A 26,955-nucleotide genomic window follows, 5' to 3' on the forward strand; every position below is an offset into this window, starting at 1 on the left:
GTCAGTTGGTCGCGTAAGGGGGGATGAGGAAATGAACAAGATTACCAACAACAAGGCCTGGTTCCTCGTCCTGCCAGTGTTCTTTATCGTTGCCATCAGTGCGATCATTCCGCTGATGACGGTTGTGAACTATTCAGTTCAGGACATTTTTGATCCGCAGACTCGGTTCTTTGTCGGCACCGAATGGTTTGAACAGGTGCTGGGTGACAGCCGCCTGCATGACGCGCTGATCCGTCAGATCATCTATACCCTTTCGGTGCTGTTCATCGAAATCCCGCTGGGTATTGCGGTTGCACTGACCCTGCCGCGCAAGGGTTGGGGTGTGTCGGCATCGATGGTGTTGCTTGCCCTGCCGCTGCTTATTCCATGGAACGTTGTCGGCACCATCTGGCAGATCTTTGGCCGTGCAGACATTGGTCTTGGTGGCTATCTGATCAACCTTATGGGTATTGATTACAACTATGCCCAGAACCCGATGGATGCCTGGCTGACCGTGCTTGTCATGGACGTCTGGCACTGGACCAGCCTGATCGTGCTGCTGTGCTATGCCGGTCTGCGCTCGATCCCGGATGCCTATTATCAGGCGGCCAAGATTGACGGCGCATCGCGCTGGGCCGTGTTCCGCTTCATTCAGCTGCCGAAGATGCAGTCGGTTCTCGTGATCGGTGTTCTGCTGCGCTTCATGGACAGCTTCATGATCTATACCGAACCGTTCGTCCTCACGGGTGGCGGTCCGGGTAACGCAACCACCTTCCTCAGCCAGTTCCTGACCCGGATGGCAGTCGGTCAGTTTGACCTTGGTCCTGCTGCGGCCTTCTCGCTGGTCTACTTCCTGATCATTCTGCTGGTTTGCTGGGTTTTCTATACCGTCGTGATGAACGCCGGAAAGCAGGGGGAACAATAAAATGCAGTTCCAGAAACGTCATATCGGACTTCTTCTTTATATCCTGTTCCTGTTGGTTCCGATCTATTGGCTGTTCAACATGTCGATCAAGACCAATACGGAAATCCTGGGCGCAATGACCCTGTTCCCGGACAATCCGACATTGGCCAACTATGCAACGATCCTGACCGATCCGGCATGGTACACGGGTTACATCAACTCGATGATCTATGTCGGCATCAACGTGGTGATTTCACTGGTGGTCGCCCTGCCCGCTGCTTATGCCTTTTCGCGGTTCAACTTTACCGGCGACAAGCATCTGTTCTTCTGGCTTCTGACCAACCGCATGGCACCGCCGGCCGTGTTCCTGCTGCCGTTCTTCCAGCTGTATTCAAGTGTCGGCCTGTTTGACACCCATATCGCTGTGGCGCTGGCACACTGCCTGTTTAACGTGCCGCTCGCTGTCTGGATCCTGGAAGGCTTCATGTCGGGGATCCCCAAGGAAATCGATGAAACCGCCTATGTGGATGGTTATTCGTTCCCGCGCTTCTTTGCCACGATCTTCATTCCGCTGATCCGTTCAGGCATCGGTGTCACGGCCTTCTTCTGCTTCATGTTCAGCTGGGTGGAACTACTGCTGGCCCGCACGCTGACCTCGGTCGAGGCCAAGCCGATTGCTGCCACCATGACCCGTACCGTTTCGGCATCGGGACTTGATTGGGGTGTACTGGCGGCTGCGGGGGTTTTGACAATCGTCCCGGGCGCCTTGGTGATCTGGTTTGTTCGCAACTACATCGCCAAAGGTTTCGCGATGGGTCGCGTGTAATCGGAAAACAGGAGGAATATCAAAATGGCATGGATGGCCTGGACCCCGATTACCGCCGCATTCTTTGGCTGCATCTTCTTGATGCTGATCGGGATGGGAATTTGGCAGGCGGTTTCACCGACCGTTCCGCGGCGTGGCTTTTTGCCACTGACCACCACACGCGGTGATCGTCTGTTTATCAGTTTGCTTGGAGCCGCCTATATCCATCTGGGCTGGCTGGCATTTACCGATGCCGCCCTTTGGATCGGCTCTGTCATCGCACTTGTCTGGCTCGTCATTGTGATGCGCTGGGGCTAAGTCACCGGAACGGCACTGCATCCTACAGCGGTGCCGTTCCTGATCTATTCATTACGCTGGGCTGTCCGTCTTCCCCCAGTGTTGATGACCGGTTTTACCGGATGAGCAATAAGGAAGACGACCAGGGAGAAAACGACATGATCGTTAAAGCCAAAGGTGCCAAAAGCGTTGTTAAAGGCAGCGCAATTGCAGTCGCCCTTGGTCTTGCTGTGCTGGCAAACCCGGCCATGGCAGATCAATATACCGACGCGGCAAAGAAATGGGTCGACAGCGAATTTCAGCCGTCGAGCCTGAGCAAAGACGCCCAGATGGCCGAACTGGAATGGTTCATCAAAGCAGCAGAACCGTTCCGTGGCATGGACATCAACGTGGTGTCGGAAACCATCACCACGCATGAATATGAATCCAAGGTTCTGGCAAAGGCCTTCTCGGAAATCACCGGGATCAACCTGACCCATGACCTGATCGGCGAAGGCGATGTGATCGAAAAACTGCAGACCCAGATGCAGTCGAACCGCAACATCTATGACGCCTTCATCAATGACTCGGACCTCATCGGTACCCACGCGCGTTATGACGCGGTTGTGCCGCTGACCGACTGGATGGCTGGCGAAGGTTCCGACGTTACGTCCCCGACGCTTGATCTTGATGACTTCATCGGTCTGTCCTTCACCACCGGTCCGGATGGCAAGCTTTATCAGCTTCCTGACCAGCAGTTCGCGAACCTGTACTGGTTCCGTTACGACTGGTTCCAGCGTGAAGACCTGCAGAAGCAGTTCAAAGACAAGTACGGCTATGACCTTGGTGTTCCGGTCAACTGGTCGGCTTATCAGGACATCGCCGAATTCTTTACCAATGACGTCGGTGAAATCGATGGCCAGAAAGTCTATGGCCACATGGATTACGGCAAAAAAGACCCGTCGCTTGGCTGGCGCTTCACCGATGCGTGGCTTTCCATGGCTGGCGCTGGCGACAAGGGCATCCCGAACGGCCTTCCGGTCGACGAATGGGGTATCCGTGTTGAAGGTTGCGCACCGGCTGGCTCCAGCGTCACCCGTGGTGGTGCCGCAAACGGCCCGGCAGCGGTTTATGCTCTGACCAAATACATTGACTGGCTCAAGGCTTATGCTCCGCCAGAAGCAGCGGGCATGACCTTCGGCGAAGCAGGTCCGGTTCCGGCACAGGGCCAGATCGCACAGCAGATCTTCTGGTACACCGCGTTTACCGCCGACATGGCGAAAAAAGGCACCCCGGTTGTGAACGACGATGGCACGCCGAAATGGCGTATGGCCCCGTCGCCGCACGGCCCGTACTGGGAAGAAGGCATGAAGCTTGGTTATCAGGACGTGGGTTCCTGGACTCTGATGAAGTCCACCCCGGTTGAGCGCCGTAAAGCTGCATGGCTCTATGCACAGTTCACCACCTCGAAAACCGTATCGCTGAAAAAGACCCTCACCGGTCTGACACCGATCCGTCAGTCTGACCTGGATACCCAGGAAATGACCGATATCGCTCCGAACTGGGGTGGTCTGGTTGAGTTCTATCGTTCGCCGGCCCGTGTCCAGTGGTCGCCGACCGGTACCAACGTTCCGGATTATCCGAAACTGGCACAGCTCTGGTGGCAGAACGTTGCCGAAGCTGTAACCGGCGAACGGACCCCGCAGGAAGCCATGGACAACCTTGCGACCTCCATGGACCGTGTTCTGCAGCGTCTGGAACGTGCAGGCATCGGTGGCGAATGCGCACCGAAGCTGAACGAAGAGCGTGATGCCCAGTACTGGTACGACCAGCCGGGCGCACCGAAACCGCCGCTTGCCAACGAAAAACCGCAGGGTGAGACCGTCAAATATGACGATCTGATCGCGGAATGGCGTGCAGCCCAGTAATTCGGGCTACACTACTGGGGGTGTCGGGGGTGATTTTTTCGCCCCCGACCGTCCCGGACTTTGTTCATCTCTTTTGATTTTTTCATATCCGACCGCCCGGTATTTTGCGGGCAAAGGTAACTTTTCCATGCGCCTGTCTTCCTCCGTCCGCCGGACTGTTCCCGCTCTTGGCCGTGCTGCCCTCACGGCACTGGCCATGAGCGGTTTTCTTGCCACCGGCGCTGCGGCGTCTTCGGCGCTTGATGACGGCATCAATGCCTATCGCCACGGGGAATTTGAAAAGTCGGCGGGTATTTTCTCCTCGCTTGCTGACAATGGCGATGCCACCGCGCAGTATCTTCTATCCTGTCAGACCATCAACGGGGTTGGTGTCGCGGCCAACGAAGATGCCGGTTGGGCGCTGATGGAACAAGCGTCAGATAACAATAACCCGGATGCAAGTGTTGTCATGGCCAGGCGTCTTGAAGCCGTGGGCGGGGCCAAGGACGATATTCGCGGTCTCTATACCGCTGCCGCCCAACACAACAACACCCAGGCGATGCTGTGGCTTGCCCTTGATGCGCTTGATCAGGGCGACGGCGCAAAGGCCGAAGCGCATCTGAAACAGGCGTGGGAGCTTGGTGATCCGCGTGCGGCCACCCTGCTTGCCAACCGCTTTGCCAAAAGCGATGTCGATCGCCTGACCTATCTGCGCCGCGCTGCCCAGCACGGCGAAATGCGTGCGGCAGCCTACCTTGCCGAAGAAGCCCGCACGGTCGATGACAAGGCCGAGGCCGTTGGCTGGTGCGCCATTGCAACCGGCATGCCCGGCCATAACGAAGATGTCGACTGGAAAACCATCGGTGAAGCGGTCGAGAAAAACTGCGGCCAGTTCGACAAGGACCTGTCGCCCAAAGACCGCGCCATCAACCGCGAACGCGTCGATCATTTCCTGGCCGGGTTCTTTGAGAATTACGAGCCTTGGCAGCCGTGGCGGGCCTGCGCAGTCGACTAACCCTGCTTCGATACGGTGCTCGCAAGTGCACTGTTAATCAGCTTCAGGTCATCGGGCGTATTGACGTTGGTAAACGGTTCAAGCCCGGCAACCTTATCCTCAAACACCACCCGCGGCGCATCCAGCGCCTGTAACGGTCCCCTCACGCGGCGATCATCAGACGCCAGCAGATCCGCAATGACTTTGGCAGCATCACGATGCCAGATGCTCGATAGGTAATGGTCACGGTCGGCATGGCTGGCAAAGGCCGCCTTCGCCCCAGTATCTGCGGCAACCGCTTGCAAGCGTTCCACCATATCAAGCGGCACAATCGGGCAATCGACGGGAAACGTCACCAGCCAGTCAACACCATCCGGCAAGGCCAGCAGTCCCCCCAGAATACCGCCCAGTGGCCCCTGCCCCGCTGCAGGTTGATCGGCTACGACCGGCAAGCTGTAACCCGCGAATGCGTCGGCACCGGCATTGGACGAAATCATCACCTGATCGCATTGTCCTTGGGCAACGTCGATCACCCGCCCGATCAGGCTTTTCCCGCCAACCTTGCGAAAGGCCTTATCCCCGCCCATGCGGCGTGCCTCACCACCAGCCAGAACAAGGCCAAGGGTTGGGATGTTGGTGGATCGCGATTGATCAGCTTTCGTCACGACGTCGGCAAACCTTTGAATTGGGCCACGTAATCTAATGGCCTCATCATAGTCGAGAGCAGTGCAGCATGCATCTCTCGTCTTGCCGTAATGACATGTTCCAGCCCGAGCATTCATGCTGCACTGCGTCATTTTTACATTGTCGCACCGCACCCGTTGAATTAGACTGATTACAGATAGTTCGACTTTCCACCTTGATACCGGACGACCGGTATTCCTGATCCGATCAATGGGGACGGCCCCGCAAGACAGGAGGCCCCCATGGCCTGGACAGCGTTGGTTATTGCCGGATTTCTCGAAATTTGCTGGGCAATTGGCCTGAAATACACCGAAGGCTTCACCAAGCCCATCCCAAGCGCGCTCACCATAGCCGCAATCGCCGCCAGCTTCTGGCTGCTTTCAATCGCCATGCGCTCGATCCCGATCGGAACGGCTTATGCGATCTGGACCGGCATCGGTGCGGCCGGTGCCGTGATCTTTGGCATCATCATGGTCGGCGAACCAGCCAACCCAGGACGGTTGGTTGCAATTGCGCTGATCCTGTCAGGGATCGTGATGCTGAAACTGTTTAGTCCTAGCTAGATTAAGCAAAGCCAAATCAGTTTCTAAAACTGAGATAAACAGTGTTTTCGACTTAGGAAAACGCGGTATCGATATAGACAACCACCTATTGCCCAACTGCAGCAATCTTAAATATTAGACGCGACCTATTTTTCAATATATGATTGAAGCCCAATGTTAAACCGTTGAAGGTGAATATATGTTGGAGTGGGTCAAATCGCATTGGGGAGCAACACTCTCAACCGTTGCATTACTTTTTTCTCTCAGCGGAATGGTACACCAATATCGATTATTATCCCTTTTCTCAGTAAATATATCAGATTATGCAGATATTGATGACTTCATCATTGCATCGATAAATCTATTTGAATCATATAAATACATTGGACACTCAAACCTTTTAATAGCTATATCTCTATTTCCATATTTATCATTGATGATACTTCGCCTACCTGTAGCAATCATCGAATTCACAGATATATTTTTGCATTCAATATCTTTAATATTTAGAAAATTTCCTTATAAATCTATAAAAGTAAAACTTACTTCTCTATCTTTAAAAATACGTGAGATAAGAGGAAAACGAGCGTATTATATCCTCTTTTTCCTATCTATTATCCCTTCTACATTTTGGACTTCATGGGAACTTGCAAACATACAACAGCAAAATATAGTTTTCCTACATTCTGACATACAAGAATGTGAGCTACATTTACGGGGAAATCTACCTCAAGATCATACCATATTACAAAACGTCAGATTGATAACAGGATTAAACTCAACGATGTTTTTTTACCAACCTGAAACTATGTTATCGGGTTCGGTCTACTCGATAGCTAGTTCGGCAATTGTATACTCAGAGTGCTCATTTTTGCCTTTCCCTAAAGATTAAAAATTTTCCGCATTCTAAATATGAACGAGAAGGAAACTTCGCTAAGGAGAGCTTTTCTCTCCCTAGCGAAACCACATTTCTTTCAAACACCAGCCGGAATACCCTTACGCTCAACCTTACGCGGTGAGGTGATTTCTTTCCATTTGGAAAGGGCTTTGTTGACGGCCGGATACGGTTCGCGGGCGATGAATTCGCCGTCGCCGCATTTGGCAAGAACCACACCTTCTTCCGCGGCAATACGGCCGCGGCTGAGTGTATAGCGCGGAAGGCCTGTGACCTCGATGCCTTCGAACACGTTGTAGTCAATCGAGGACTGCTGATGTTCGGCGGTGATGGTTTTCGATGCCTTCGGATCCCAGACCACAAGGTCCGCATCCGCCCCAACCAGAACCGCACCCTTGCGCGGATAGATGTTGAGGATCTTGGCAATGTTGGTCGAGGTGGCTGCCACGAACTCGTTCGGGGTCAGACGGCCGGTGCCAACGCCATAGGTCCAAAGAAGCGGCATACGGTCTTCAAGGCCACCGGTGCCGTTCGGGATCTTGGTGAAGTCGCCAACGCCATAGCGTTTCTGATCGGTGGTGAAGGCACAGTGGTCGGTCGCAACAACCTGCAAGCTGCCTGATGCCAGACCATTCCAAAGACCATCCTGATGTTCCTTGCTGCGGAACGGCGGGGACATGACGCGACGTGCGGCGTGGTCCCAATCGGGATTTTTGTATTCGCTGTCATCCAAAATCAAGTGCTGGATCAGCGGTTCGCCAAAGACGCGCTTGCCGTTCTGACGCGCACGGCGGATGGCTTCATGCGCCGGTTCGCACGACACATGCACGATATAAAGCGGCACATTGGCCATATCAGCAATCATGATCGCACGGTTGCAGGCTTCGCCCTCAACATCCACAGGACGGGAATAGGCATGCGCTTCCGGGCCGTTATTGCCTTCGGCAAGCAATTTTGCCTGCAGGGTTGCGACCACGTCGCCGTTTTCGGCATGAACCAGCGGCATCGCGCCCAGTTCCGAGCAGCGCGAGAAGGATGCGAACATTTCGTCATCATCCACCATCAGCGCGCCCTTATAGGCCATGAAGTGCTTGAAGGTGTTGATGCCCTTTTCCTGCACGATGGTCTTCATTTCATCAAAGACCTGCTCACCCCACCAGGTGATCGCCATGTGGAAGGAATAATCGCATACCGCCTTGGAGGATTTGTTATCCCAGGCCTGCAGCGCTTCAAGCAGCGACTGTTCAGGTGCCGGAAGGCAGAAATCGACAACCATGGTCGTGCCGCCAGCAACTGCCGCCTTGGTGCCGCTTTCGAAATCGTCGGCGGAATAGGTGCCCATGAAGGGCATTTCCATATGGGTGTGCGGATCAATACCGCCGGGCATCACATAGCAGCCGTCGGCCTCGATCACCTTGTCCCCGGTCAGGTTTTCCCCGATCGCGGCGATCTTGCCGTCTTCGATCAGGATATCGGATTTGTATGTCAGGTCTGCGGTAACAATGGTTCCGCCACGAATAACCATGGACATGGGTGGCTCCTTGTCTGTCTTTGCGGCGAAAAGTTGCGGGCCATCCCGGCATTTCGCCCGTTGTCTGCAAACACCCCGAGGGTATTCAATCGTCGTCGTTCATCGTTGGTAGTTCGGGAGGCAATCCCGTCCGGCGAAGCAAAACCCCGCCGGACGGGCAAAGATCACAAGACGTTGAAATTACATCTTGTCGGTAACAGCGTGGGTCCAGGCGCCTTCCGGCTCCTTGGTGATCACCGGATCGGAACCACCCGAAAGCAGGCTGTCAACGGTACGCTGATAAGCTGCTTCGTCGAGAACTGCGGAATCACCAAGCAGTTTGGCGATTTCGGTCATCATGCGGACCTGATGTTTTTCGGTCTGGGCACCGGTCATGTCGTTATCAAGAACGATCATGGCGGCGTCTTCCGGGTTTTCCTTGGCCCAGTTCCAGCCCTTCATGCTGGCATCAACAAAGCGTGCCATCTTGTCGACGAATGCCGGATCCGACAGGTTGTCTTCAAGAACATAAAGACCGTCTTCAAGGGTCGCGACGCCCTGATCTTCGTATTTGAAGACCTTGAGGTCATCTTCCGGGATACCGGCATCAATAACCTGCCAGTATTCGTTATAGGTCATGGTCGAAACGCAATCGGCCTGCTTCTGGATCAGCGGATCAACGTTGAAGCCCTGTTTCAGGACGGTCACGCCATCATCGCCGCCTTCGGTCGGAATGCCGAGTTTCGACATCCAGCTTAGGAACGGATATTCGTTGCCGAAGAACCACACACCAAGGGTACGACCCGGGAAGTCGTCCGGGCTTTCAATGCCGGTTTCCTTCAGGCAGGTCAGCATCATGCCCGATTTGGCGAACGGCTGTGCGATGTTCACCAGCGGCACACCCTTTTCACGCGATGCAAGGGCGGACGGCATCCAGTCAATGATCACGTCGGCACCACCACCGGCAATCACCTGCGGCGGGGCAACGTCCGGACCACCCGGATTAATCGTCACATCAAGATCGGCTTCTTCGTAGAAACCTTTGTCGAGTGCGACATAGTAGCCTGCAAACTGGGCCTGCGTGACCCATTTAAGCTGCAGGGTTACCTCATCTGCTGCCATCGCGGAAAACGATGCCAGCCCGAAACTCAACCCCATAGCAGTCGAAATAAACTTATTCATTCGTCGATGTCTCCTCAGGTTGTAGTCAAGTCCTCCCGGCGGGTCGTCTTGTTTTATGCCTTTAGTGGCGACGTACCCGGAATGACGGATGCCATGACGTTGCTTTTCTCTCAATATAAGCCACGGCCCCGTAGAAGGCGGTACCCGCAAGGGCCGCCAATGCGATTTCCGCCCAGACCATGTCGATATTCATCCGCCCCACCTCGGTCGAGATGCGGAAGCCCATACCAACAATCGGGGTGCCGAAAAATTCGGCGACGATCGCGCCAATCAGCGCAAGCGTGGAATTGATTTTAAGTGCGTTAAAAACAAACGGCATGGCAGCAGGCAAACGCAAACGAAACAGCGTTGACCAATAGCCCGACGCGTATGTCGCCATCAGATCCTTTTCAAGCTTGCCGGCCGCATTCAACCCGGTAACGGTATTCACCAGCATCGGGAAGAAGGTCATGATCACGATCACGGCAGCTTTCGACTGCCAGTCAAAGCCAAACCACATCACCATGATCGGCGCGACACCAATGATCGGAAGCGCCGACACCATGTTGCCCAGCGGCAAAAGACCGCGTTTGAGGAACGGCACGCGGTCAACCGCAATCGCAACGATAAAGGCCGAACCACAGCCCATGACATAACCGCTCAAAACGGCCTTCACAAAGGTCTGGTGGAAGTCGGATGCCAGAATGTCGGTCGAATTGACAAAGCGTTCGCCAATCATGCTGGGCGGCGGCAGAAGAACCTGCGGCACGCCAAAGCCCGAAACGACGACTTCCCATACAAACAGAAGCCAGACACCAAAAGCCACCGGCACAATCACGTTGGCCAGATGTTGCTTGCCGCGATCAAGGCTGTGGAAATTGGCAATCACATCAATCCCGCGCCAGACAAACGCCCAAAGCGACAGGATGAACAACCAGAAGCCAAGCCCGGCATAACCGGCGACACCGTGATCATAAAGAACACTCACCGCCTGCCAGCAGCCAAACACCGCAACCGCCAGAATGACGATCCCGGCCTTGACCGACCGCACACCAAGCCAGGTAAAAGCCGCACCGGCAATCACGCAAAGCGCCATGGCAATGGCAAGGCCCGGGATATCGCCAACAAAGGCAACCTGCTTGCCGGTATCGCCATCAATCCCCGACAGCGGAAAGATCAGCGCCAGCAAGGCCGCAATCGCCGCAACAAGACAGAATTTATCAAGTTTCATCGTCATGGCTTTACCCCCATGCGCGCAAGGACCTTGCGTTCACACCAGCCAACGATCACCACAAGGATGGCCGCAACAAAGGCCGCTGTCAGAAGGGCCGACCAGATTTGAATGGTCTGTCCATAGTACGAACCCGCAAGCAAACGCGCACCAAGACCTGCCTGCGCACCGGTCGGCAATTCACCGACGATGGCACCGACCAGACTGATCGCAATCGCGACTTTCAGGCTGGCAAACAGGAACGGCATGGCGGACGGTAAACGAAGCTGCCAGAAGGTCTGCCATTTCGAGGCATTGTAAGTCCGCATCAGATCAAGCTGGATCACCTGCGGGGAGCGCAGGCCTTTGACCATGCTGATCGTAACCGGGAAGAAGCACAAATAGGTCGAAATGACCGCTTTTGGCACCAGTCCCTTGATCCCGATGGCACCCAGAACAACGATGATCATTGGCGCAATCGCAAGGATCGGAATGGTTTGCGATGAAATCACCCACGGCATCAGGCTTTTTTCAAGCGTCATGACATGAACAATACCCACCGCCAGCAACACACCAAGCAAAGTGCCAATCCCGAAGCCCAGAAGGGTCGAGGAAAGCGTCACCCAGCTGTGATACACCAGCGACCGCTTGGACGTGATCTTGATCGCGAAGATGGTGTTATACATCTCGACCGCCACCTGATGCGGGGCCGGCAGGATCGGGCGTTCCTGTGCCAGGGTATCTTCGATCAGCTGGCCTGTGGTCCAGGTCTGATCGGCACGTTCATAACGATCAATCTGGGTCGGCGCGTTCATGAAAACGGCCCCGACATACCACAGAACAAGAAGCGCAATCAGGACAACACATACCGGGCCGGTCTGGCCAGACATCATGCGCGTCCAGATCGATGGTCCGGCAAGCGTGCCGGTCATGGAAGCAGCATTAGTCGTCATTGCTGTGCCCCGCGCGCAGCCCTTCACGAACACGATGCGCAATCTCGAGGAATTCCGGCGTTTCGCGGATATCAAGCGTGCGGTCTTTCGGGAAGTCGGTTTCGATCACATCAATGATCCGTCCCGGACGCGGCGACATGACGACAATCTTGGTCGACAGATAGACCGCCTCGGGGATGGAGTGGGTAACAAATGCCACCGTCTTGTTGGTGCGCGCCCACAATTTCAAAAGCTGTTCATTAAGGTGATCACGCACGATCTCATCAAGCGCGCCGAACGGCTCATCCATCAGAAGCAGATCGGCGTCGAATGACAGGGCACGCGCAATCGATGCACGTTGCTGCATGCCGCCAGACAGCTGCCACGGGAATTTCTTTTCAAAGCCATTGAGCTCGACCAGTTTCAGGGCCTCCTGGGCGCGCTTGATGCGCTCTTCCTTGGAGATTTCCATGATTTCGAGCGGCAAGGTCACATTGCGTTCGATCGAACGCCACGGAAGCAGGGCGGGTGCCTGAAACACATAGCCGTAAGCGCGCTGTTCGCGGGCTTCGTGCGGCGATACGCCATTGATCGAAATGTCACCGCCGGTGGCTTGCTCCAGATCGGCGATCACACGCAGAAGCGTGGTTTTGCCGCAACCGGACGGACCGATAAAGGAAACAAAATCGCCTTCTTCGATGGTCAGATCGACATCGGAAAGGGCGTACACAGGACCATCTGCCGTCTGAAAGGTCAGCGACAGTTTCTTGATATCAACAACAGCTTTTTTTGATGCGGGCATCTCAGCAACATTATTGACGACTTGTTTTAGCGTCATGGGGTTTCCCCTGATCGTATGTCTCTCTTCCGAACCAGAAAGATTTTCTGGCCCGACTTATTGGAAGCCTCCCTCAGGGACGTTGCCCTGAACCTTGTCGACATTCGATCAAACGCATAAAGCCTTTGCCCGGTCATTGCCGGGAATGGGGAATGATACCCCAGCTGTCGATCAAGGCAAAACGGCGAGCAGCAAGAAACCGCTCGCCGGTAACATGAAATCAGTTTCCGTCGGTCAGACGGGTATAGGTCGACGGGCGACGATCACGGAAGAACTGCCAGTTGTCGCGGATTTCGCGCACCATCGACATATCCATGTCATGGACCAGCAATTCGTCCTTGTCGCGGGACGCCTGGGATTCAATCTCGCCGCGCGGATTGACGAAATAGCTCTGACCGTAAAACTCGCCAATGTTCCAGGGCGCCTCGGTGCCGACGCGGTTGATCGCGCCGATGAAGCAGCCATTGGCCACAGCCGATGCCGGCTGTTCGAGTTTCCAGATATATTCCGATACCCCGGCAACGGTCGCCGACGGATTGACGATGTATTCCGCCCCGTTCAGTGCAAGCGCACGCCAACCTTCCGGGAAGTGGCGGTCATAACAGATATAAACGCCAAGTTTGCAATACTGGGTGTCAAAGACCGGCCAATCCGACGCGCCCGGCTTGAAGAAGAATTTCTCCCAGAAACCGGCGACATGGGGGATATGGGTTTTGCGGTATTTCCCAAGATAGGTACCGTCGGCATCAATGACGGCAGCGGTGTTGTAATACACACCGGTGATATCTTCCTCATAGATCGGAACAACGATCACCATTTTGTATTTTGCTGCCAGCTCACACATCAGCTGTGTGGTCGGGCCATCGGGGATTTTTTCCGCGGCCGCATACCATTTTTTGTCCTGACTCGGACAGAAATAGGGCTGGGTGAAAACTTCCTGAAAGCACAGGACCTGCACACCTTTTTTGGCTGCCTCTTCAATATAGGGCAGATGTGCGTCAATCATGGCCTTGCGGATTTCTTCTGGCGTCTGATCGGTTGACCCTTTCAGACTCATTTGAATCAGTCCGCCTCTCAGCATCGACATCCGAGATACCTCCTTGATCTGATATTTTTATGTCCTTGCCAGCTTCTGCTGATCTTTGGACTTTATGTCCAAGCGCGCCCCAAGAACCCTGTTTTGTTTTATGCGGGTCCATTCCCAGACGGGACGCGATCGGAAAAATCGCGAAACAGATGTTTCCTCCGAGCGTTGCAGAAACGTTTGATTTTTATCAGCCCTGCAAGCCGATGCCCCCTGCCCGTTTGACCGGACAAGGGGCAAATGTCGTGATCTTAATCGATCTCTTTAAGCACTTCGCGCAAGGTGCCGAACAGCTGATCAATGTGTGATTTTTCAAGGATCAGCGGCGGTGATAGCGCAATAATGTCACCCGTGGTGCGGATCAGGATGCCTTTTTCAAACGCCTTGAGGAAGGCATTGAAGGCACGCTTGGTCGGGAAGCCTTCAATCGGCTCCAGCTCGATCGCACCGATCAGACCCAGGTTACGGACATCCTTGACCAGCGGCAGGTCGATCAGGCTGTGCACTGCATCTTCCCAATACTGACCAAGATCCTTGCCCTTGGAATACAGACCTTCTTCTTCATAGGTCTCAAGCGTTGCCATCGCGGCCGCACAGGCAACCGGGTTACCCGAATAGGTATACCCATGGAACAGCTCGATCATGTTTTCCGGGCCGGTCATGAAAGCATCATGGATGTCATCGGTGGCAAACACTGCACCCATCGGAATGGTGCCGTTGGTAAGGCCTTTGGCCGTCGTGACCAGATCCGGCTGAACACCGAAGTAATCAACTGCGAACGGTGCGCCAAGGCGACCGAAACCGGTGATGACTTCGTCAAAGATCAGAAGAATGCCGTGCTTGGTGCAGATCTCGCGCAGGCGTTCCAGATAACCCTTCGGCGGGATCAGAACACCGGTGGAGCCTGCAACCGGCTCGACAATCACAGCAGCAATCGTGGACGGATCATGCAGCGCGCAGATACGCTCAAGATCTTCGGCCAGAAACGCACCATGTTCCGGCATACCGCGGGTCACACCGTTTTCTTCCGGAAGATAAGTGTGACGCATATGGTCAACACCGCCCAGCATCTGGCCAAAGGTTTTCCGGTTGCCCGAAATACCACCAACCGAAATGCCGCCGAAGTTCACACCATGATAGCCGCGTTCACGACCGATCAGACGGGTACGCTGACCATCGCCGCGTGCACGGTGATAGGCCAGTGCGATTTTAAGCGCGGTCTCAACCGATTCAGAACCGGAGTTGGTATAGAACACATGGTTGAGGTTGCCCGGCATCAGCTGCGCCAGACGGCTTGCCAGTTCGAACGCCTTGGGATGGCCCATCTGGAACGCCGGTGCGTAATCCAGTTCATCCATCTGCGCCTTGACCGCTTCGACGATTTTCGGACGCTTGTGACCGGCGTTGCAGCACCAGAGGCCTGCGGTACCGTCAAGGATCTCCCGATTGTCGTCGGTTTTGTAATACATGCCATCCGCCGAGACCAGCATACGCGGGGTCTGCTTGAACTGACGGTTGGCCGTAAACGGCATCCAGAACGCCGAAAGATCGTTCGGACGGCTGATTTTCGTGGTGGCTGTCATCAAAAGGTCTCCCGTACCTTTTTAAGTGCTTCTCTCGACCGGTTCGGTGGCGGGCACCGTGCACCGGCATCTGATATTCTTCATCCCGTTTTCGCGAAAGGTATCTGGTCAACTGACCAAAATGTCGCACATTCGCCTGTTCGGGATCGCCCGTGTTGCGGGCACGTAAAAGTCGTTAGCATGAGACATGCCCATGCACTAGCGCTTTAACACCACCGCGGAACTGTTTCGAATATTCGACCGTCAAACACCATTTCGGCGACCCTGATTTTTGTTTACGGCGTCTATTTTGTGTTTATCTTTCATCGGGACTGTTCGATATTTCGGACAAAACCGACTCTTGACCATGGCCAGGGTCCAAACTCATCCAAATGATCGATCCGGCAGCTGATATGAGAGAAAAATCTAGGAAAAGCCTGCAGATTGGGGGTATCCCCAATCAAGGGATTTGACGCAGAGGCTTTCTCTCATATCAGTTGTCCATCGGATCACCCGGATTTGCACGGGCTATGTTGTCGCAAAATCTTGAAAGATGTGCATCTTCCTGCAATTTTGCTTCGCATATCCGCACAAATCCGGGCGACCGGAACGGTCATTTGGATAAGTTTGGACCCTAGGCACGACGCGCATAAAAAAGTTTCTTTTTGATATTAGAAGTAGAGGTTATTTTAACCTGACCAAACGGTCAAGATAAATGACACGATTTATATAGCTTGATTATGATGTATCAAAATCGGCGCGAAACGGGACAATAAAATGAGCACAAAACCCGCAGTAAACGGCGCACACAAGGCCGCGATCCGTCAGGAAAACGAAGAGCAGATTCTGGCTGCGGCCGAACGGGTCTTTGCCGACTTCGGGTTCAAGGGGGCAACCACCGCACGGATCGCCGAAACCGCCAATGTCCCCAAGGCCAATGTGCATTATTATTTCAACACCAAAGAGGCACTTTATCGCCGCATCATGGAAGATGTCTGCGACCACTGGCTCGAAGCGGCGATGACGTTTGATAACAGTGCTGACCCGGCCGTGATCCTGCGGGGCTATATCGAAGCCAAGATGGATCTGTCTCGCGCCCGTCCCTATGGCTCACGACTGTGGGCACATGAAATCATTCGTGGTGCGAAATTCTCGTCGGAATATATCTCGACCACGGTCAAGAACTGGCTTGATAGCCGCGTTATCGTCATCCGGGGCTGGATCGACGAGGGCAAGATGGATGATGTTGAGCCCTACACCCTGATGTACATGATCTTTGCCACCACCCAGCACTATGCCGACTTTGGCCGTCAGATCGAGATTTTCAACAACGACAAGCCGCTCAGCGACGCGCAATTTGCTGAGGCCAAGGAAAATGTCGTGCGCATCATCCTAAAGGGTGTAGGCCTGTCCTGACTTTCAACCGCCGCCATCTTTTTTCGGCCCGAAACGGCCGTTTTTGGTCGACACAAGTTGAATAGATAACACCTCGTTCATATCTGCATAATCGGATATAACGAGGAAACGGACGGGGCGGAGAAAATGCGGCTAAAGCTGCCAAGCGCCAAATTTATTAGAATATTTGCATTCTGTGCGATATCGATGCTAACGGCGGGGGTTTTGTCGCCGATCAAAGCTCAGCAATATACCGACCAAAGAACACGCTGTGACACCATTACCATCGGTGGCCCGGCCAGCTGGCAACCTGTTTCCTACATCGCATCCGATGGTCGGCAAACAGGTCTGGGCATTGAGATCCTCCGGGAATATGCAGAGCGTCACGGCATCAATGTCCGGGTCGATATCGAACTGCCCTGGGCCAGAACGCTTGATTTGTTGCTTCAGGGCAAAATAGACGTCACGGCAGGGGCCTATTTCAATGATGAACGCCAACGCGTGTTTCAATATAGCGATGTCTTTTATGCCGATGACATCATGGTCTTTCAGCATGTCGATCGCCGGTTTGAATATGCCAGCATCAAAGACCTGAAGGGATATCAGGGGGCCCGCCCGCATGGCGGCAGCCTAGGCAACAAGATCGACACCTATTCCGAACAGCAACTTGATATCATCTATTCCCCGACCAATGACCGCATCTTTGATCTGCTGCGTGCCGGGCATGTCGATTATGTTTTGATTGCGCGCTATGACGGGTTGGCAACCCTTCGCAAACTAGGGATCGAGGACAAAATCATCGCGGTGGAGCCACCGCTTGATCACAATCCGGTCCGCATGATGTTTTCACGCAACAGCCCGTGTGTTGAACATGTTGCGCAGATCAATCTGCTGATTGCCGAACTTGCGCAAAACGGCACCATCAAGGAACGCACCCAGTATCATCTGGAACAGACCGTGTTCAATCGCGAAACCGGCAGCTGACCCCACCCTTTTGCGCATCATTTTTCCCGGTTTTTCGCCAGATACACACCACTTCTGGATAGTTGAATCACTGAAAGCCATAACCAACTTTAGATATCACTTATAATAACAACGCTTTCAGACGATCATGGTGTGCATCAGGCTTTCATTTCGCGCCGTCTGTTTTTGGGTGCTTGTCGCGGTACTTTGGGGAGCAATCCCCCCGATGTTATCACCGGCATTCGCCCAATATTCCTCGACCAAGCCGACGCAGACGACCTCACCAAAAACCATCTGCCGTACCCTTGCGGTTGGCGGCGCCAATGGCTGGGAGCCCATCACTTACATCAACAATAATGGCCAGCATACCGGGCTTGCCATCGACATCTTGCAGAATTACGCGGAACGCAGCGATTTGCGGCTTGATGTCAATCTCGACATCCCCTGGACGCGCGCAATCCAGATGTTGCGCAATGGCGAACTTGATGTGATCGCCGGGGCCTATTTCACCAATGAACGCGACCAGATCCATTTTTACAGTGCGCCATTCGCCCATGACGACATCATGGTGTTTCAGCATCGCGACAACCGGTTTGCCGTTTCTGACTTGCATGATCTGATCGGTCATCGCGGCGCCCGCCCACAAGGCGGAAGCTATGGTGATTATATCGACAGGTTTGCCGAACAGCGCCTCGACATGATGTTCTCGCCAACCGGAAACCGCATTTTTGATGTGCTAATGAATGGTCGGGTGGATTACGTGATGCTCGGCCGCTTTGACGGACTATCCAATATCTATCGTGACAAACTCAGCGACGACATCAAGATCGTTGAACCGCCCGTTGACAGCAATGATGTGCGTTTCATGTTTTCACGCAAAAGCCCCTGCATGGCGCATGTCAAACACCTCAATCTTCTGATCGAGGAACTGAGCGAAGACGGCACGCTGGACTTCTGGACCCACAATCACCTGATCAATCTTTCCGACGGCGAAAGCTGATCCCCCGCGCCCACCAAAAACAAAAAGCAGGGCGCATGACACGCCCTGCTTTTTGATGTCTTGTATCTGGTTCGGACGACTTGGCTATCCGAAACAGCGATATCTATTCTTTCATGACCGTTTCGTCGGCCTTGGCCAGAACAGCATGCAGCAGAACCTGCCCGCCGGCATCGGACCACGGCTTGTGGATTTCCTCGATCTCGTTATGGGAAATACCATCGACACACGGGATGAAGATCATCGCAGTCGGGCAAACCTGGGCGAGATAGCAGGCATCATGGCCAGCACCTGAAACGATTTCACGTGACGAGAACCCGCCAAGTTCCGCGCCCTTGCGCACCGCATCAACACAGGATTTATCGAACGGAACCGGTGCGTAATAGAAGATCTGTTCGAACTCGGTTTCAAGGCCGATATCCTTTGCGATCTTTTCAACGCCTTCGCGCAGTGCCTTGTCCATATCGGCCAGTACCGCATCATCAGGATGACGGAAATCAACCGTAAAGAACACCTCGCCCGGGATGACGTTGCGCGAGTTCGGATGGATCTGCATCATGCCAACCGTCGCACAGGCAAGTGGCGAGCGATCCAGACCGATCTTGTTGACCAGCTCGATCACGCGTGCTGCCCCCAGAAGGGCATCCTTACGCGTTTTCATCGGGGTCGGGCCAGCATGGGCTTCGACACCGGTGAACTTGATTTCATACCAACGCTGGCCCTGGGCATCGGTGACAATCCCGACATCCTTGCCTTCGTCTTCAAGGATCGGACCCTGTTCGATATGGGCTTCGAAATAAGCGCCCATCGGGTGGGCATCAATGGTGGCTTCGTCCGGGCCCATATAGCCGATACGTTCCAGTTCCTCGCCCATGGTTTTACCATCGACGTCAGCACGGGAATGGCCGTATTCAAGATCAAAGACCTTGGCAAAGACGCCCGATGCCACCATTGCCGGAGCAAAGCGCGAGCCTTCTTCGTTTGTCCAGCAAACGACTTCAAGCGGCGCTTCGGTTTCGTACTTGGCTTCATTAAGCGTACGGATGACCTCAAGCCCGGTCAAAACGCCATAAACGCCGTCATACTTGCCGCCGGTCGGCTGGCTATCAAGGTGGCTGCCCATCACGACCGGGGGCAGGTCCGGATTGCGGCCTTCGCGACGGGCAAAGATGTTGCCCATCTTGTCGATGCGGATCGAGCAGCCCTCGGCCTTGCACCATTCGATAAACAGATCACGGCTTTCACGGTCAAGATCGGTCAGCGCCAGACGGCAAACGCCGTCCTTTTCGGTTTTGCCGATCTTGGCCATTTCCATCAGGCTATCCCAAAGGCGATCACCATCAATTGAAAGGTTACGTGCACTGGGTTGAGCAGTCATTAGTCAGTCCTTCTGGTTTTGGTGGCGCGGGTGGCGCGCGCGTAACGCGTCTGGATTACTCGGCGGCCATACGCATGGGATTAAGCGGATGTTCCGGCCAGGTCATTGGCGGCTTGTCGGGCTTGACCGGCTCCATGGTGATGCAATCCGGGACCGGGCAGATGTGATAGCAAAGGTTACAACCCACACATTCCTCGTCAACGACCTCGAACAAACGGCCGCCTTCGGGCTTGTTGGTCATGGTGATCGCCTGGTGCGAGGTATCCTCACACGCGATATGGCAACGACCGCACTCAATGCAGTTATCCGGGTTGATCACCGCCTTGGTGTCGAAGTTCATGTTAAGCTCGTTCCAGTCGGAAACCTGCGGAACGGCTGCACGGGTGAACTGTTCGACGCTGGTGTAACCCTTGTCATCCATCCACTGGCTCATGCCATCAATCAGGTCATCGACCACGCGGAAGCCATAGATCATGGCTGCGGTACAAACCTGAACCGCGTTCGATCCCAGCGCCATGAACTCCACCGCATCTTTCCAGGTGGTGATGCCGCCAATCCCGGAAATCTCAAGATCGCGGGTTTCCGGCGTACGGGCGATTTCGGCCACCATGTTGAGCGCAATCGGCTTGACCGCCGATCCGCAATAACCGCCATGGGTGCCTTTGCCGTCAACGACCGGTTCCGGGACCATGTTGTCGATATCGACCGACACGATGGAGTTAACGGTGTTAATCAGCGATACGGCATCCGCCCCGCCCTTAAGCGCTGCTTCGGCCGACCACAGGATGTTGGTGATGTTCGGGGTCAGCTTGGTAAAGACCGGAATATCCACCGCGTCCTTCACCCAACGGGTGACCTGTTCGACCATTTCCGGAACCTGACCGATGGCCGAGCCCATGCCACGCTCACACATGCCATGCGGGCAACCAAGGTTAAGCTCCAGACCATGCACACCGCTTTCGGCGATCTGCTGGGCCAGGTCCTTCCAGGCGCGTTCCTCGATCGGGGCCATCATCGATCCGATGATGACGTGATCAGGGTATTCAACGCGGCATTCGCGGATTTCCTGCAGGTTGGTGGCAAGCGGACGGTCCGAGATCAGCTCGATATTGTTGATACCCAGCAGACGACGGTTCTGGTCATGGTGCGCGCCATAGCGTGAAGACACGTTGACCACGGGCGGATCAATGCCCAGCGTCTTCCAGACAACCCCGCCCCAGCCTGCTTCAAAGGCACGAACGACGTTGTATTTCTTGTCCGTCGGCGGCGCGGATGCCAGCCAGAACGGGTTTAGCGAATCAATACCGGCGATTTTGCAGCTTAGATCAGCCATTTTTCTCTCTCCCTTTGGCTAGCGGTTCAGGCGGATTTCAGGAATGCATCAATGGCGATGGCGGCCTGTTTGCCGTCCTCGACCGACTGGACGGTCAGGTCTTCGCCACTCTTGATGCAGTCCCCACCGGCGAACACGCCCGGGGCGGTTGTCTGATAGGACTCATCGACCACGATCTTGCCGCCGGCGATCTCCATTCCGGCGAGGTCATCGGTTTTGATTTTTTGTCCGATGGCCTTCAAAATCTGGTCTGCACGCACGTCAAAGGTTTCGCCTGTACCGACAAGCTTGCCATTGGCATCAAGTTCGGTCTTTTCGAACTCCATGCCAAACAGCTTGCCATTGGCCTTGATCGCGACCGGCTTTGCCCAATAGCGCACAACAACGCCGTTGGTTTTCGCCAAATCCTGTTCGAACTCGGTCGCTGACATGTTTTCCGCACCCCGGCGATAGACAAGGGTGACTTCCTCAGCCCCAAGACGTTTGGCCTGAACGGCGGCATCGATTGCGGTGTTACCACCGCCAATCACGATGACCTTTTCACCAACCGGCATGTCGGATTTCGGTTCGGTCTGACGCAGTTTTTCGATGAAGGTGATGGCATCATCAACGCCCGGGAAATCTTCGCCCTTAAGGCCCAGATCATTGGTCGAACCAAGGCCGACACCAACAAAGACGGCATCGTATTTGGCCTTGAGGTCCGCAAGGTTGATGTCCTTGCCAAGCGCCTTGTTATATTCGATTTCAATCCCGCCAATGCCCATCAGGAACTCGACTTCGCGCTGGGCGAAATCGTTGGTCATCTTATAGGCAGCCAGACCATATTCATTAAGCCCGCCCGGTTTCGGCTTGGCTTCGAATACGACAACGTCGTGACCCAGCATCGCCGCACGGTGCGCACACGAAAGGCCCGCCGGACCGGCACCGACAACGGCGATGGTCTTGCCGGTTTTGGGTGCACGTTTGAACGGATGGGGCAGATCGCGCGCCATCAGGTGATCAACCGCATAGCGCTGCAGGCTGCCGATTTCAACGGCGGTATCTTCGGCGACGTTACGAACGCAGGCCTCTTCACACAGCACTTCGGTCGGGCAAGCACGCGCACAGGTGCCGCCCATGATGTTGGCTGACAAAATGGTTTTTGCCGCACCATCCGGGTTGCCGGTGCTGATTTTGCGAATGAAGCTTGGAATATCGATGGATGTCGGGCATGCGGTCACGCATGGCGCATCATAGCAATACAGGCAGCGGTTGCTTTCCGCCATGGCCTGCAGCGTGGAATAGGCCGGGTGCAGATCGGAAAAACCGTCATCTGCGTCATTGTGGCCAGCACCGCCATGGACGGCACCGGATTTTGAAACTTGCTTGGCCTGCAAGGTGGTCATTTGTTTGTCTCCCTGCCAAAAAGGCGTCCTCTCCTGACGTCATCGAGAGACAAAACAAGAATGAAAATACAATCGACCGCGGGCCAGATGTGATCGCAACTTGCGCGCGATCAGAATACAGCTATGGCGTTACGTGGACGGGCGGGCCCGACCAACACAGGGTCTCTCATACTGACATTCTTGGCGTATCCGTTCAGCTTATGCTGAACTGTTTCCCAGTATTTGATCTGCCGTGTTTTTATGGTTTCGGGGTTATCCCCGGTTGATGACACGTGCAGATGCCTCTCTCTGACAAAAACAGCATGTCCAATCCTGATCATTTGGTCAAGATTAAAAATCCGAATTCTTGGTTGAAGACCAAAACACCCCTGTTCGCCTTGGAAATCTGCCGTTTGGCATAAGCTGGTACAGATGGCTTTTTAGGGTATCGAACATCTTGCATGTCACTGATTTGGCAATATTTTATGCTGGCTTTAATTGGATAAACTAAAGTAACGTCATCGCATCAGATCAATTCGGAACGCCTTTGATGCCCCTTAAAAACGATGCAACCGACACCCTGCCTGACCGTCAACCGTCGGTTCGTGCCGTTGCCATGCCATCCGATACCAACCCGACCGGGGATATTTTTGGCGGCTGGTTGATGTCACAAATGGACCTCGCGGCGGGAACCGCTGCCGCACGGCGCGCCAAAGGCAGAACCGCCACCGTTTTTGTCGACAGCATGTCGTTCCTGCGCCCGGTACATGTCGGGGATGAGGTCTCGTTCTTCACCGAAATCATCCATGTCGGACGCACATCACTGCGCATCAATGTCGAAGCCTGGCGTCAGACCCGCTTTGAAGAAACATCGGACAAAGTCACTGAAGGCGTATTTACCTTCGTCGCCCTTGACGAAGATGGCCGCCCCCGCCCGCTTGAACCCGAGATCGAAAACGACGCCTGATCAAACCGGTTGGACGCACTTTTTTTAAGCGTTCTTTTGAAACATTCCCGTGCGCGCCGATGAATTCGGCGCGTTTTATTTTGTTTCGGCGGTGAATTTCACGCCCATACAACACATCACATTTCGTCAACTCAACTTTTTGGCGAATTTATTTCAGTTTTATGTATCATTTCCGGATGTCGTTTCACTTGGCGTCGGTGAAATGAATTCGGGGGAACCGTTGTGTGCTGACGTCATTGGCCTGGGTTTCGACCCTAGTGCGGCATGGTACAGGCCGACACCTGTATTGCCAGAAGTGGGAGAATTAATCTGACATTTCAGTCTCTGATCAGGAGAAGCACATGACCGATCAGCCAATTCTTGTGGGCTATGACGGAACAGATGCCGCGCAGCGTGCCGTGGAATTTGCGGGCACTCGCGCAACAGCCGTAGGCTGCGCCATTCATCTTGTTTACGTTCTTGAATGGTCCCCATACAGCTTCCTGTCGACACAGGAACTTGAAGAACGCCATCAACGGCGAACAGAAGAACTGTCACGGGCAGAGGAAACCCTCAAGCCCGCGCTCGAGGCACTTAACAAGCTAAAAATACCGGTAACTTCGGAAGTCCGTTACGGCCATTCCGGCGAATTGATCTGCAAGATCGCCGAAGACAAGGGCGCCTGTCAGATCATTGTCGGCAGGAAGGGTGGATCGACTTTGGGAGCACGGCTGCTGGGCAGTTTGCCACTTACCCTGGTTCAGGCATCGCCTGTGCCGGTCACTGTCGTTCCCTAAGGCAATCACACGAAGTTAAACCGGAGAAGCATCATGTTCTGGAAAAAGACAGCAGCGGCCAGCGCCGTTGCAATGATGTCGGCCACCCTGCCCCATATCGCAAATGCGCAGGAAGCCGGCCTTGATGAGAAAATCAATCAGGCGATCGCACCGATTTCTAACGTGATTGCCGGCACCATGTTCTATTCCGTGCCGATTGGCGGCACGGCCTTCCCTTTGATCGTTGGCTGGCTGGTTGTTGCCGCCACGATATTCACACTGTATTTCGGCTTTGTTCAATTCCGCCGTTTCGGCCATGCGATTTCGCTGGTCAAGGGCGACTATTCCCATCCCGATGATGCCGGTGAAGTTTCCCACTTCCAGGCATTGGCCACCGCCCTTTCGGGCACGGTCGGCCTTGGCAATATTGCCGGTGTGGCGGTTGCGGTTTCCATCGGTGGACCGGGGGCTACATTCTGGATGATCCTTGCCGGCCTGCTTGGCATGGCATCGAAATTCACCGAATGTACGCTGGGCGTTAAGTACCGTAACGAATATGAAGACGGCCGCGTTTCAGGTGGGCCTATGTATTACCTGTCAAAAGGCCTGGCTGAAAAAGGCAAACCCGGCCTTGGCAAGGTACTCGCCATTATCTTTTCGATCTGCTGTATCGGCGGGGCTGTCGGTGGCGGCAACATGTTCCAGGCCAATCAGGCCTTCCAGCAGATTGTCAATGTCACCGGTGGTGACGAAAGCTTCCTTGCCGGTTCCGGCTGGTTGTTTGGTCTGGTCATGGCGATTGTTGTGGGTGTTGTGATCATTGGTGGCATCAAATCGATTGCCAAGGTGACCGAAAAAATCGTGCCGTTCATGGCGGTTATCTATGTCACCGCAGGCATGATCATTATCCTGTCAAACATCACCATGGTCGGTGATGCCTTCGCCCAGATTTTCGTCGGTGCCTTTACCGGTGCCGGTGTTGCTGGCGGGGTTGTCGGCGCGCTGATCCAGGGCTTCAAACGTGCCGCCTTCTCAAACGAGGCCGGCATTGGCTCTGCTGCCATTGCCCATGCGGCCGTTCGGACCAAGGAACCGGTCACAGAGGGCTATGTCGCCCTGCTCGAACCGTTCATTGATACGGTCGTGATCTGCACCATGACTGCCCTTGTGATTACCATCAGTGGCGAACTTAATTCCGGTCTGACCGGGGTTGAGCTGACCTCGGCGGCATTCGCATCGGCCTTTACCTGGTTCCCGCTGATCCTGGCACTGGCAGTTGTCCTGTTTGCCTTTTCCACCATGCTGTCATGGTCCTATTACGGGCTTAAAAGCTGGACCTATCTGGTGGGTGAAGGCAAAGGCAAGGAGATCATCTTCAAGCTGTTCTTCTGCCTGTGCGTGATTGTTGGTGCGTCCATGAGCCTGGGTCCCGTGATTGATTTCTCGGACTCCATGATCTTTGCCATGGCAATCCCCAACATCATCGGCCTTTATTTGCTGATGCCCGTCGTTCGCGGCGAGATCAACCAATACTGGGCCAAGATCGAAAGCGGCGAGATCAAGAAGGTCAAATAAGCCGGCATTTTGAAACGATTCCAAACACCCCTGCCCTTTGGCGGGGGTGTTTTGGTTTGCGCCCTGCAAGTCGGACATGGCTGCTGATCGCGGCCGTGGCTATGCAAACCCCGGCAAATATGCGATTTTAATCGGCACAGGCAGCAGGCTGTGATAGAAGCCGCGCCAGAGAGATTTCCCGTATGACCTATAAGAAGACCCGCAAGTGATGAGTGATCAATCGCGCCGTTCCGAATTGCTGATGCCCGCAGGCTCGCTCGAAAAGCTGAAAGTTGCCGTGCTTTATGGCGCGGATGCCGTTTACATGGGCACGCCGGACCTGTCGCTGCGCGTCAAAAGCCAGATGTCGCTGCAAGACGTGGTCGACGGCATCGAGTTTGCCCACAGCCATGGTGTGCGGGTCTATCTGACACTCAACCTGTTTTCGCATAACAAGGACATCGACAAGCTGCCGGAATATGTCGATACCGTACGCAAATGTAAGCCAGACGGTCTGATTGTTGCTGATCCGGGTGTCTTCATGTTTGTCCGCGAACATGCACCGGAACTTGATCTTCATGTCTCGACACAGGCCAATGTCTGTTCCTGGCAGTCTGTGAAATTCTGGCAGAGCATCGGAGCCAAGCTTGTCGTGCTGGGCCGTGAAGTTTCCTATGAGGAACTCACCGAAATCCGCGCAAAATGCCCCGATATCAAGATCGAGGCCTTTGTGCATGGCTCCATGTGCATGACCTATTCCGGTCGTTGCCTGCTGTCGAACTTCATGGCTGAACGTGGCGCCAACCAAGGTGCCTGTGCAAACTCGTGCCGCTGGAAATACAAAGTCCACATGAAGCTCAAGGATGGCACGGTCAAGGAACTCAAACTGACCGAGGAAAACTTGGAGATGTTTGACTTCTTCCTTGAAGAAGACATGCGTCCGGGCGAGCTGATGGAAATTCAGGA

Annotated in this window: 25 protein-coding genes; 14 read left to right on the forward strand and 11 right to left on the reverse strand. The window is 54.4% G+C overall.

Features of this window, described 5'->3' with window-relative positions:
* The first annotated feature begins 31 nt into the window (after positions 1-31).
* The 5 genes from CMO10_RS12120 (at position 32) to CMO10_RS12140 (ending at position 4,886) form a co-directional block, all read left to right on the forward strand.
* A complete protein-coding gene (locus CMO10_RS12120; protein WP_044829322.1) occupies positions 32-904 on the forward strand; it encodes a carbohydrate ABC transporter permease in 873 nt (290 codons plus the stop codon).
* Position 905: 1 nt separating this feature from the next.
* Positions 906-1,709 (forward strand): carbohydrate ABC transporter permease, encoded by an 804-nt coding sequence (locus CMO10_RS12125; RefSeq protein ID WP_044829323.1) that lies wholly within the window; start codon positions 906-908, stop codon positions 1,707-1,709.
* Positions 1,710-1,733: 24 nt separating this feature from the next.
* The gene (locus CMO10_RS12130) at positions 1,734-2,006 is read left to right on the forward strand and encodes a DUF2160 domain-containing protein (RefSeq protein ID WP_008890111.1); all 273 of its coding nucleotides are present in this window, start codon (positions 1,734-1,736) and stop codon (positions 2,004-2,006) included.
* A gap of 101 nt (positions 2,007-2,107) precedes the next feature.
* Positions 2,108-3,892 (forward strand): ABC transporter substrate-binding protein, encoded by a 1,785-nt coding sequence (locus CMO10_RS12135; RefSeq protein ID WP_297022449.1) that lies wholly within the window; start codon positions 2,108-2,110, stop codon positions 3,890-3,892.
* Between the two features lie 127 nt (positions 3,893-4,019).
* Positions 4,020-4,886, forward strand: coding sequence for a tetratricopeptide repeat protein (locus CMO10_RS12140; protein ID WP_297022452.1), 867 nt, complete (start codon positions 4,020-4,022; stop codon positions 4,884-4,886).
* Here CMO10_RS12140 and mobA read toward each other — a convergent pair.
* On the reverse strand, positions 4,883-5,530 hold the full coding sequence (gene mobA / locus CMO10_RS12145; protein ID WP_297022455.1) for a molybdenum cofactor guanylyltransferase MobA: 648 nt from the start codon (positions 5,528-5,530) through the stop codon (positions 4,883-4,885). The genes CMO10_RS12140 and mobA overlap by 4 nt on opposite strands.
* 261 nt (positions 5,531-5,791) lie before the next feature.
* Between mobA and sugE the strand changes: the two genes are divergently transcribed.
* Complete coding sequence (gene sugE, locus CMO10_RS12150) at positions 5,792-6,112, forward strand: quaternary ammonium compound efflux SMR transporter SugE (RefSeq protein ID WP_062955423.1); 321 nt, start codon at positions 5,792-5,794, stop codon at positions 6,110-6,112.
* Between the two features lie 953 nt (positions 6,113-7,065).
* Here sugE and hydA read toward each other — a convergent pair.
* The 7 genes from hydA to aptA all read right to left on the reverse strand — a co-directional run bounded on the left by hydA (position 7,066) and on the right by aptA (position 15,304).
* Positions 7,066-8,517, reverse strand: coding sequence for a dihydropyrimidinase (gene hydA, locus CMO10_RS12155; protein ID WP_044829326.1), 1,452 nt, complete (start codon positions 8,515-8,517; stop codon positions 7,066-7,068).
* Positions 8,518-8,697: 180 nt separating this feature from the next.
* A complete protein-coding gene (locus tag CMO10_RS12160; RefSeq protein ID WP_044829327.1) occupies positions 8,698-9,678 on the reverse strand; it encodes an ABC transporter substrate-binding protein in 981 nt (326 codons plus the stop codon).
* A gap of 61 nt (positions 9,679-9,739) precedes the next feature.
* A complete protein-coding gene (locus tag CMO10_RS12165; RefSeq protein WP_297022464.1) occupies positions 9,740-10,894 on the reverse strand; it encodes an ABC transporter permease in 1,155 nt (384 codons plus the stop codon).
* Positions 10,891-11,799 carry an ABC transporter permease gene (locus CMO10_RS12170; protein ID WP_044829553.1) on the reverse strand — a complete coding sequence of 303 codons (909 nt, stop codon included), beginning with the start codon at positions 11,797-11,799 and terminating at the stop codon, positions 10,891-10,893. Before CMO10_RS12170 ends, CMO10_RS12165 begins: the two co-directional genes overlap by 4 nt.
* Positions 11,800-11,809: 10 nt before the next feature.
* Positions 11,810-12,601, reverse strand: a complete 792-nt coding sequence (locus CMO10_RS12175; protein WP_044829554.1) for an ABC transporter ATP-binding protein — start codon at positions 12,599-12,601, stop codon at positions 11,810-11,812.
* A gap of 256 nt (positions 12,602-12,857) precedes the next feature.
* Positions 12,858-13,694 carry a nitrilase-related carbon-nitrogen hydrolase gene (locus CMO10_RS12180; protein ID WP_235285079.1) on the reverse strand — a complete coding sequence of 279 codons (837 nt, stop codon included), beginning with the start codon at positions 13,692-13,694 and terminating at the stop codon, positions 12,858-12,860.
* A 278-nt stretch (positions 13,695-13,972) separates the two neighbouring features.
* Positions 13,973-15,304: an omega-aminotransferase AptA gene (gene aptA / locus CMO10_RS12185; RefSeq protein WP_044829330.1), complete on the reverse strand. Its 1,332-nt coding sequence runs from the start codon at positions 15,302-15,304 to the stop codon at positions 13,973-13,975.
* Positions 15,305-16,060: 756 nt separating this feature from the next.
* On the opposite strand from aptA, the gene CMO10_RS12190 reads away from it, so the two are divergent.
* From CMO10_RS12190 to CMO10_RS12200, 3 genes are all read left to right on the forward strand, one after another.
* Positions 16,061-16,699, forward strand: coding sequence for a TetR/AcrR family transcriptional regulator (locus CMO10_RS12190; protein WP_297022469.1), 639 nt, complete (start codon positions 16,061-16,063; stop codon positions 16,697-16,699).
* A gap of 204 nt (positions 16,700-16,903) precedes the next feature.
* A complete protein-coding gene (locus CMO10_RS12195) occupies positions 16,904-17,662 on the forward strand; it encodes a substrate-binding periplasmic protein (RefSeq protein ID WP_297022472.1) in 759 nt (252 codons plus the stop codon).
* Between the two features lie 205 nt (positions 17,663-17,867).
* Positions 17,868-18,641 carry a substrate-binding periplasmic protein gene (locus CMO10_RS12200; RefSeq protein ID WP_297022473.1) on the forward strand — a complete coding sequence of 258 codons (774 nt, stop codon included), beginning with the start codon at positions 17,868-17,870 and terminating at the stop codon, positions 18,639-18,641.
* A gap of 103 nt (positions 18,642-18,744) precedes the next feature.
* Here CMO10_RS12200 and CMO10_RS12205 read toward each other — a convergent pair whose 3' ends face one another.
* The 3 genes from CMO10_RS12205 to CMO10_RS12215 are packed head-to-tail and all read right to left on the reverse strand — an operon-like array spanning position 18,745 to position 22,734.
* On the reverse strand, positions 18,745-20,016 hold the full coding sequence (locus tag CMO10_RS12205; RefSeq protein ID WP_297022476.1) for a Zn-dependent hydrolase: 1,272 nt from the start codon (positions 20,014-20,016) through the stop codon (positions 18,745-18,747).
* 55 nt (positions 20,017-20,071) lie between these two features.
* Positions 20,072-21,349 (reverse strand): NAD-dependent dihydropyrimidine dehydrogenase subunit PreA, encoded by a 1,278-nt coding sequence (preA, locus tag CMO10_RS12210; RefSeq protein ID WP_297022478.1) that lies wholly within the window; start codon positions 21,347-21,349, stop codon positions 20,072-20,074.
* A gap of 26 nt (positions 21,350-21,375) precedes the next feature.
* Positions 21,376-22,734 (reverse strand): NAD(P)-dependent oxidoreductase, encoded by a 1,359-nt coding sequence (locus tag CMO10_RS12215; protein ID WP_297022479.1) that lies wholly within the window; start codon positions 22,732-22,734, stop codon positions 21,376-21,378.
* Between the two features lie 529 nt (positions 22,735-23,263).
* Here CMO10_RS12215 and CMO10_RS12220 point away from each other — a divergent pair.
* From CMO10_RS12220 to CMO10_RS12240, 5 genes are all read left to right on the forward strand, one after another.
* Positions 23,264-23,680 (forward strand): acyl-CoA thioesterase, encoded by a 417-nt coding sequence (locus tag CMO10_RS12220; protein WP_297022481.1) that lies wholly within the window; start codon positions 23,264-23,266, stop codon positions 23,678-23,680.
* A gap of 49 nt (positions 23,681-23,729) precedes the next feature.
* Positions 23,730-23,993, forward strand: coding sequence for a hypothetical protein (locus CMO10_RS12225; protein ID WP_297022483.1), 264 nt, complete (start codon positions 23,730-23,732; stop codon positions 23,991-23,993).
* Positions 23,994-24,021: 28 nt separating this feature from the next.
* On the forward strand, positions 24,022-24,456 hold the full coding sequence (locus tag CMO10_RS12230) for a universal stress protein (RefSeq protein WP_297022486.1): 435 nt from the start codon (positions 24,022-24,024) through the stop codon (positions 24,454-24,456).
* Between the two features lie 33 nt (positions 24,457-24,489).
* Positions 24,490-26,010 carry an alanine/glycine:cation symporter family protein gene (locus tag CMO10_RS12235; RefSeq protein WP_297022489.1) on the forward strand — a complete coding sequence of 507 codons (1,521 nt, stop codon included), beginning with the start codon at positions 24,490-24,492 and terminating at the stop codon, positions 26,008-26,010.
* A 208-nt stretch (positions 26,011-26,218) separates the two neighbouring features.
* The coding region (locus CMO10_RS12240) for a peptidase U32 family protein (RefSeq protein ID WP_297022494.1) at positions 26,219-26,955 on the forward strand (737 nt) is incomplete at its 3' end.

Origin of the sequence: Thalassospira sp., from assembly GCF_002709775.1 — a bacterium.
Lineage (GTDB): Bacteria > Pseudomonadota > Alphaproteobacteria > Rhodospirillales > Thalassospiraceae > Thalassospira.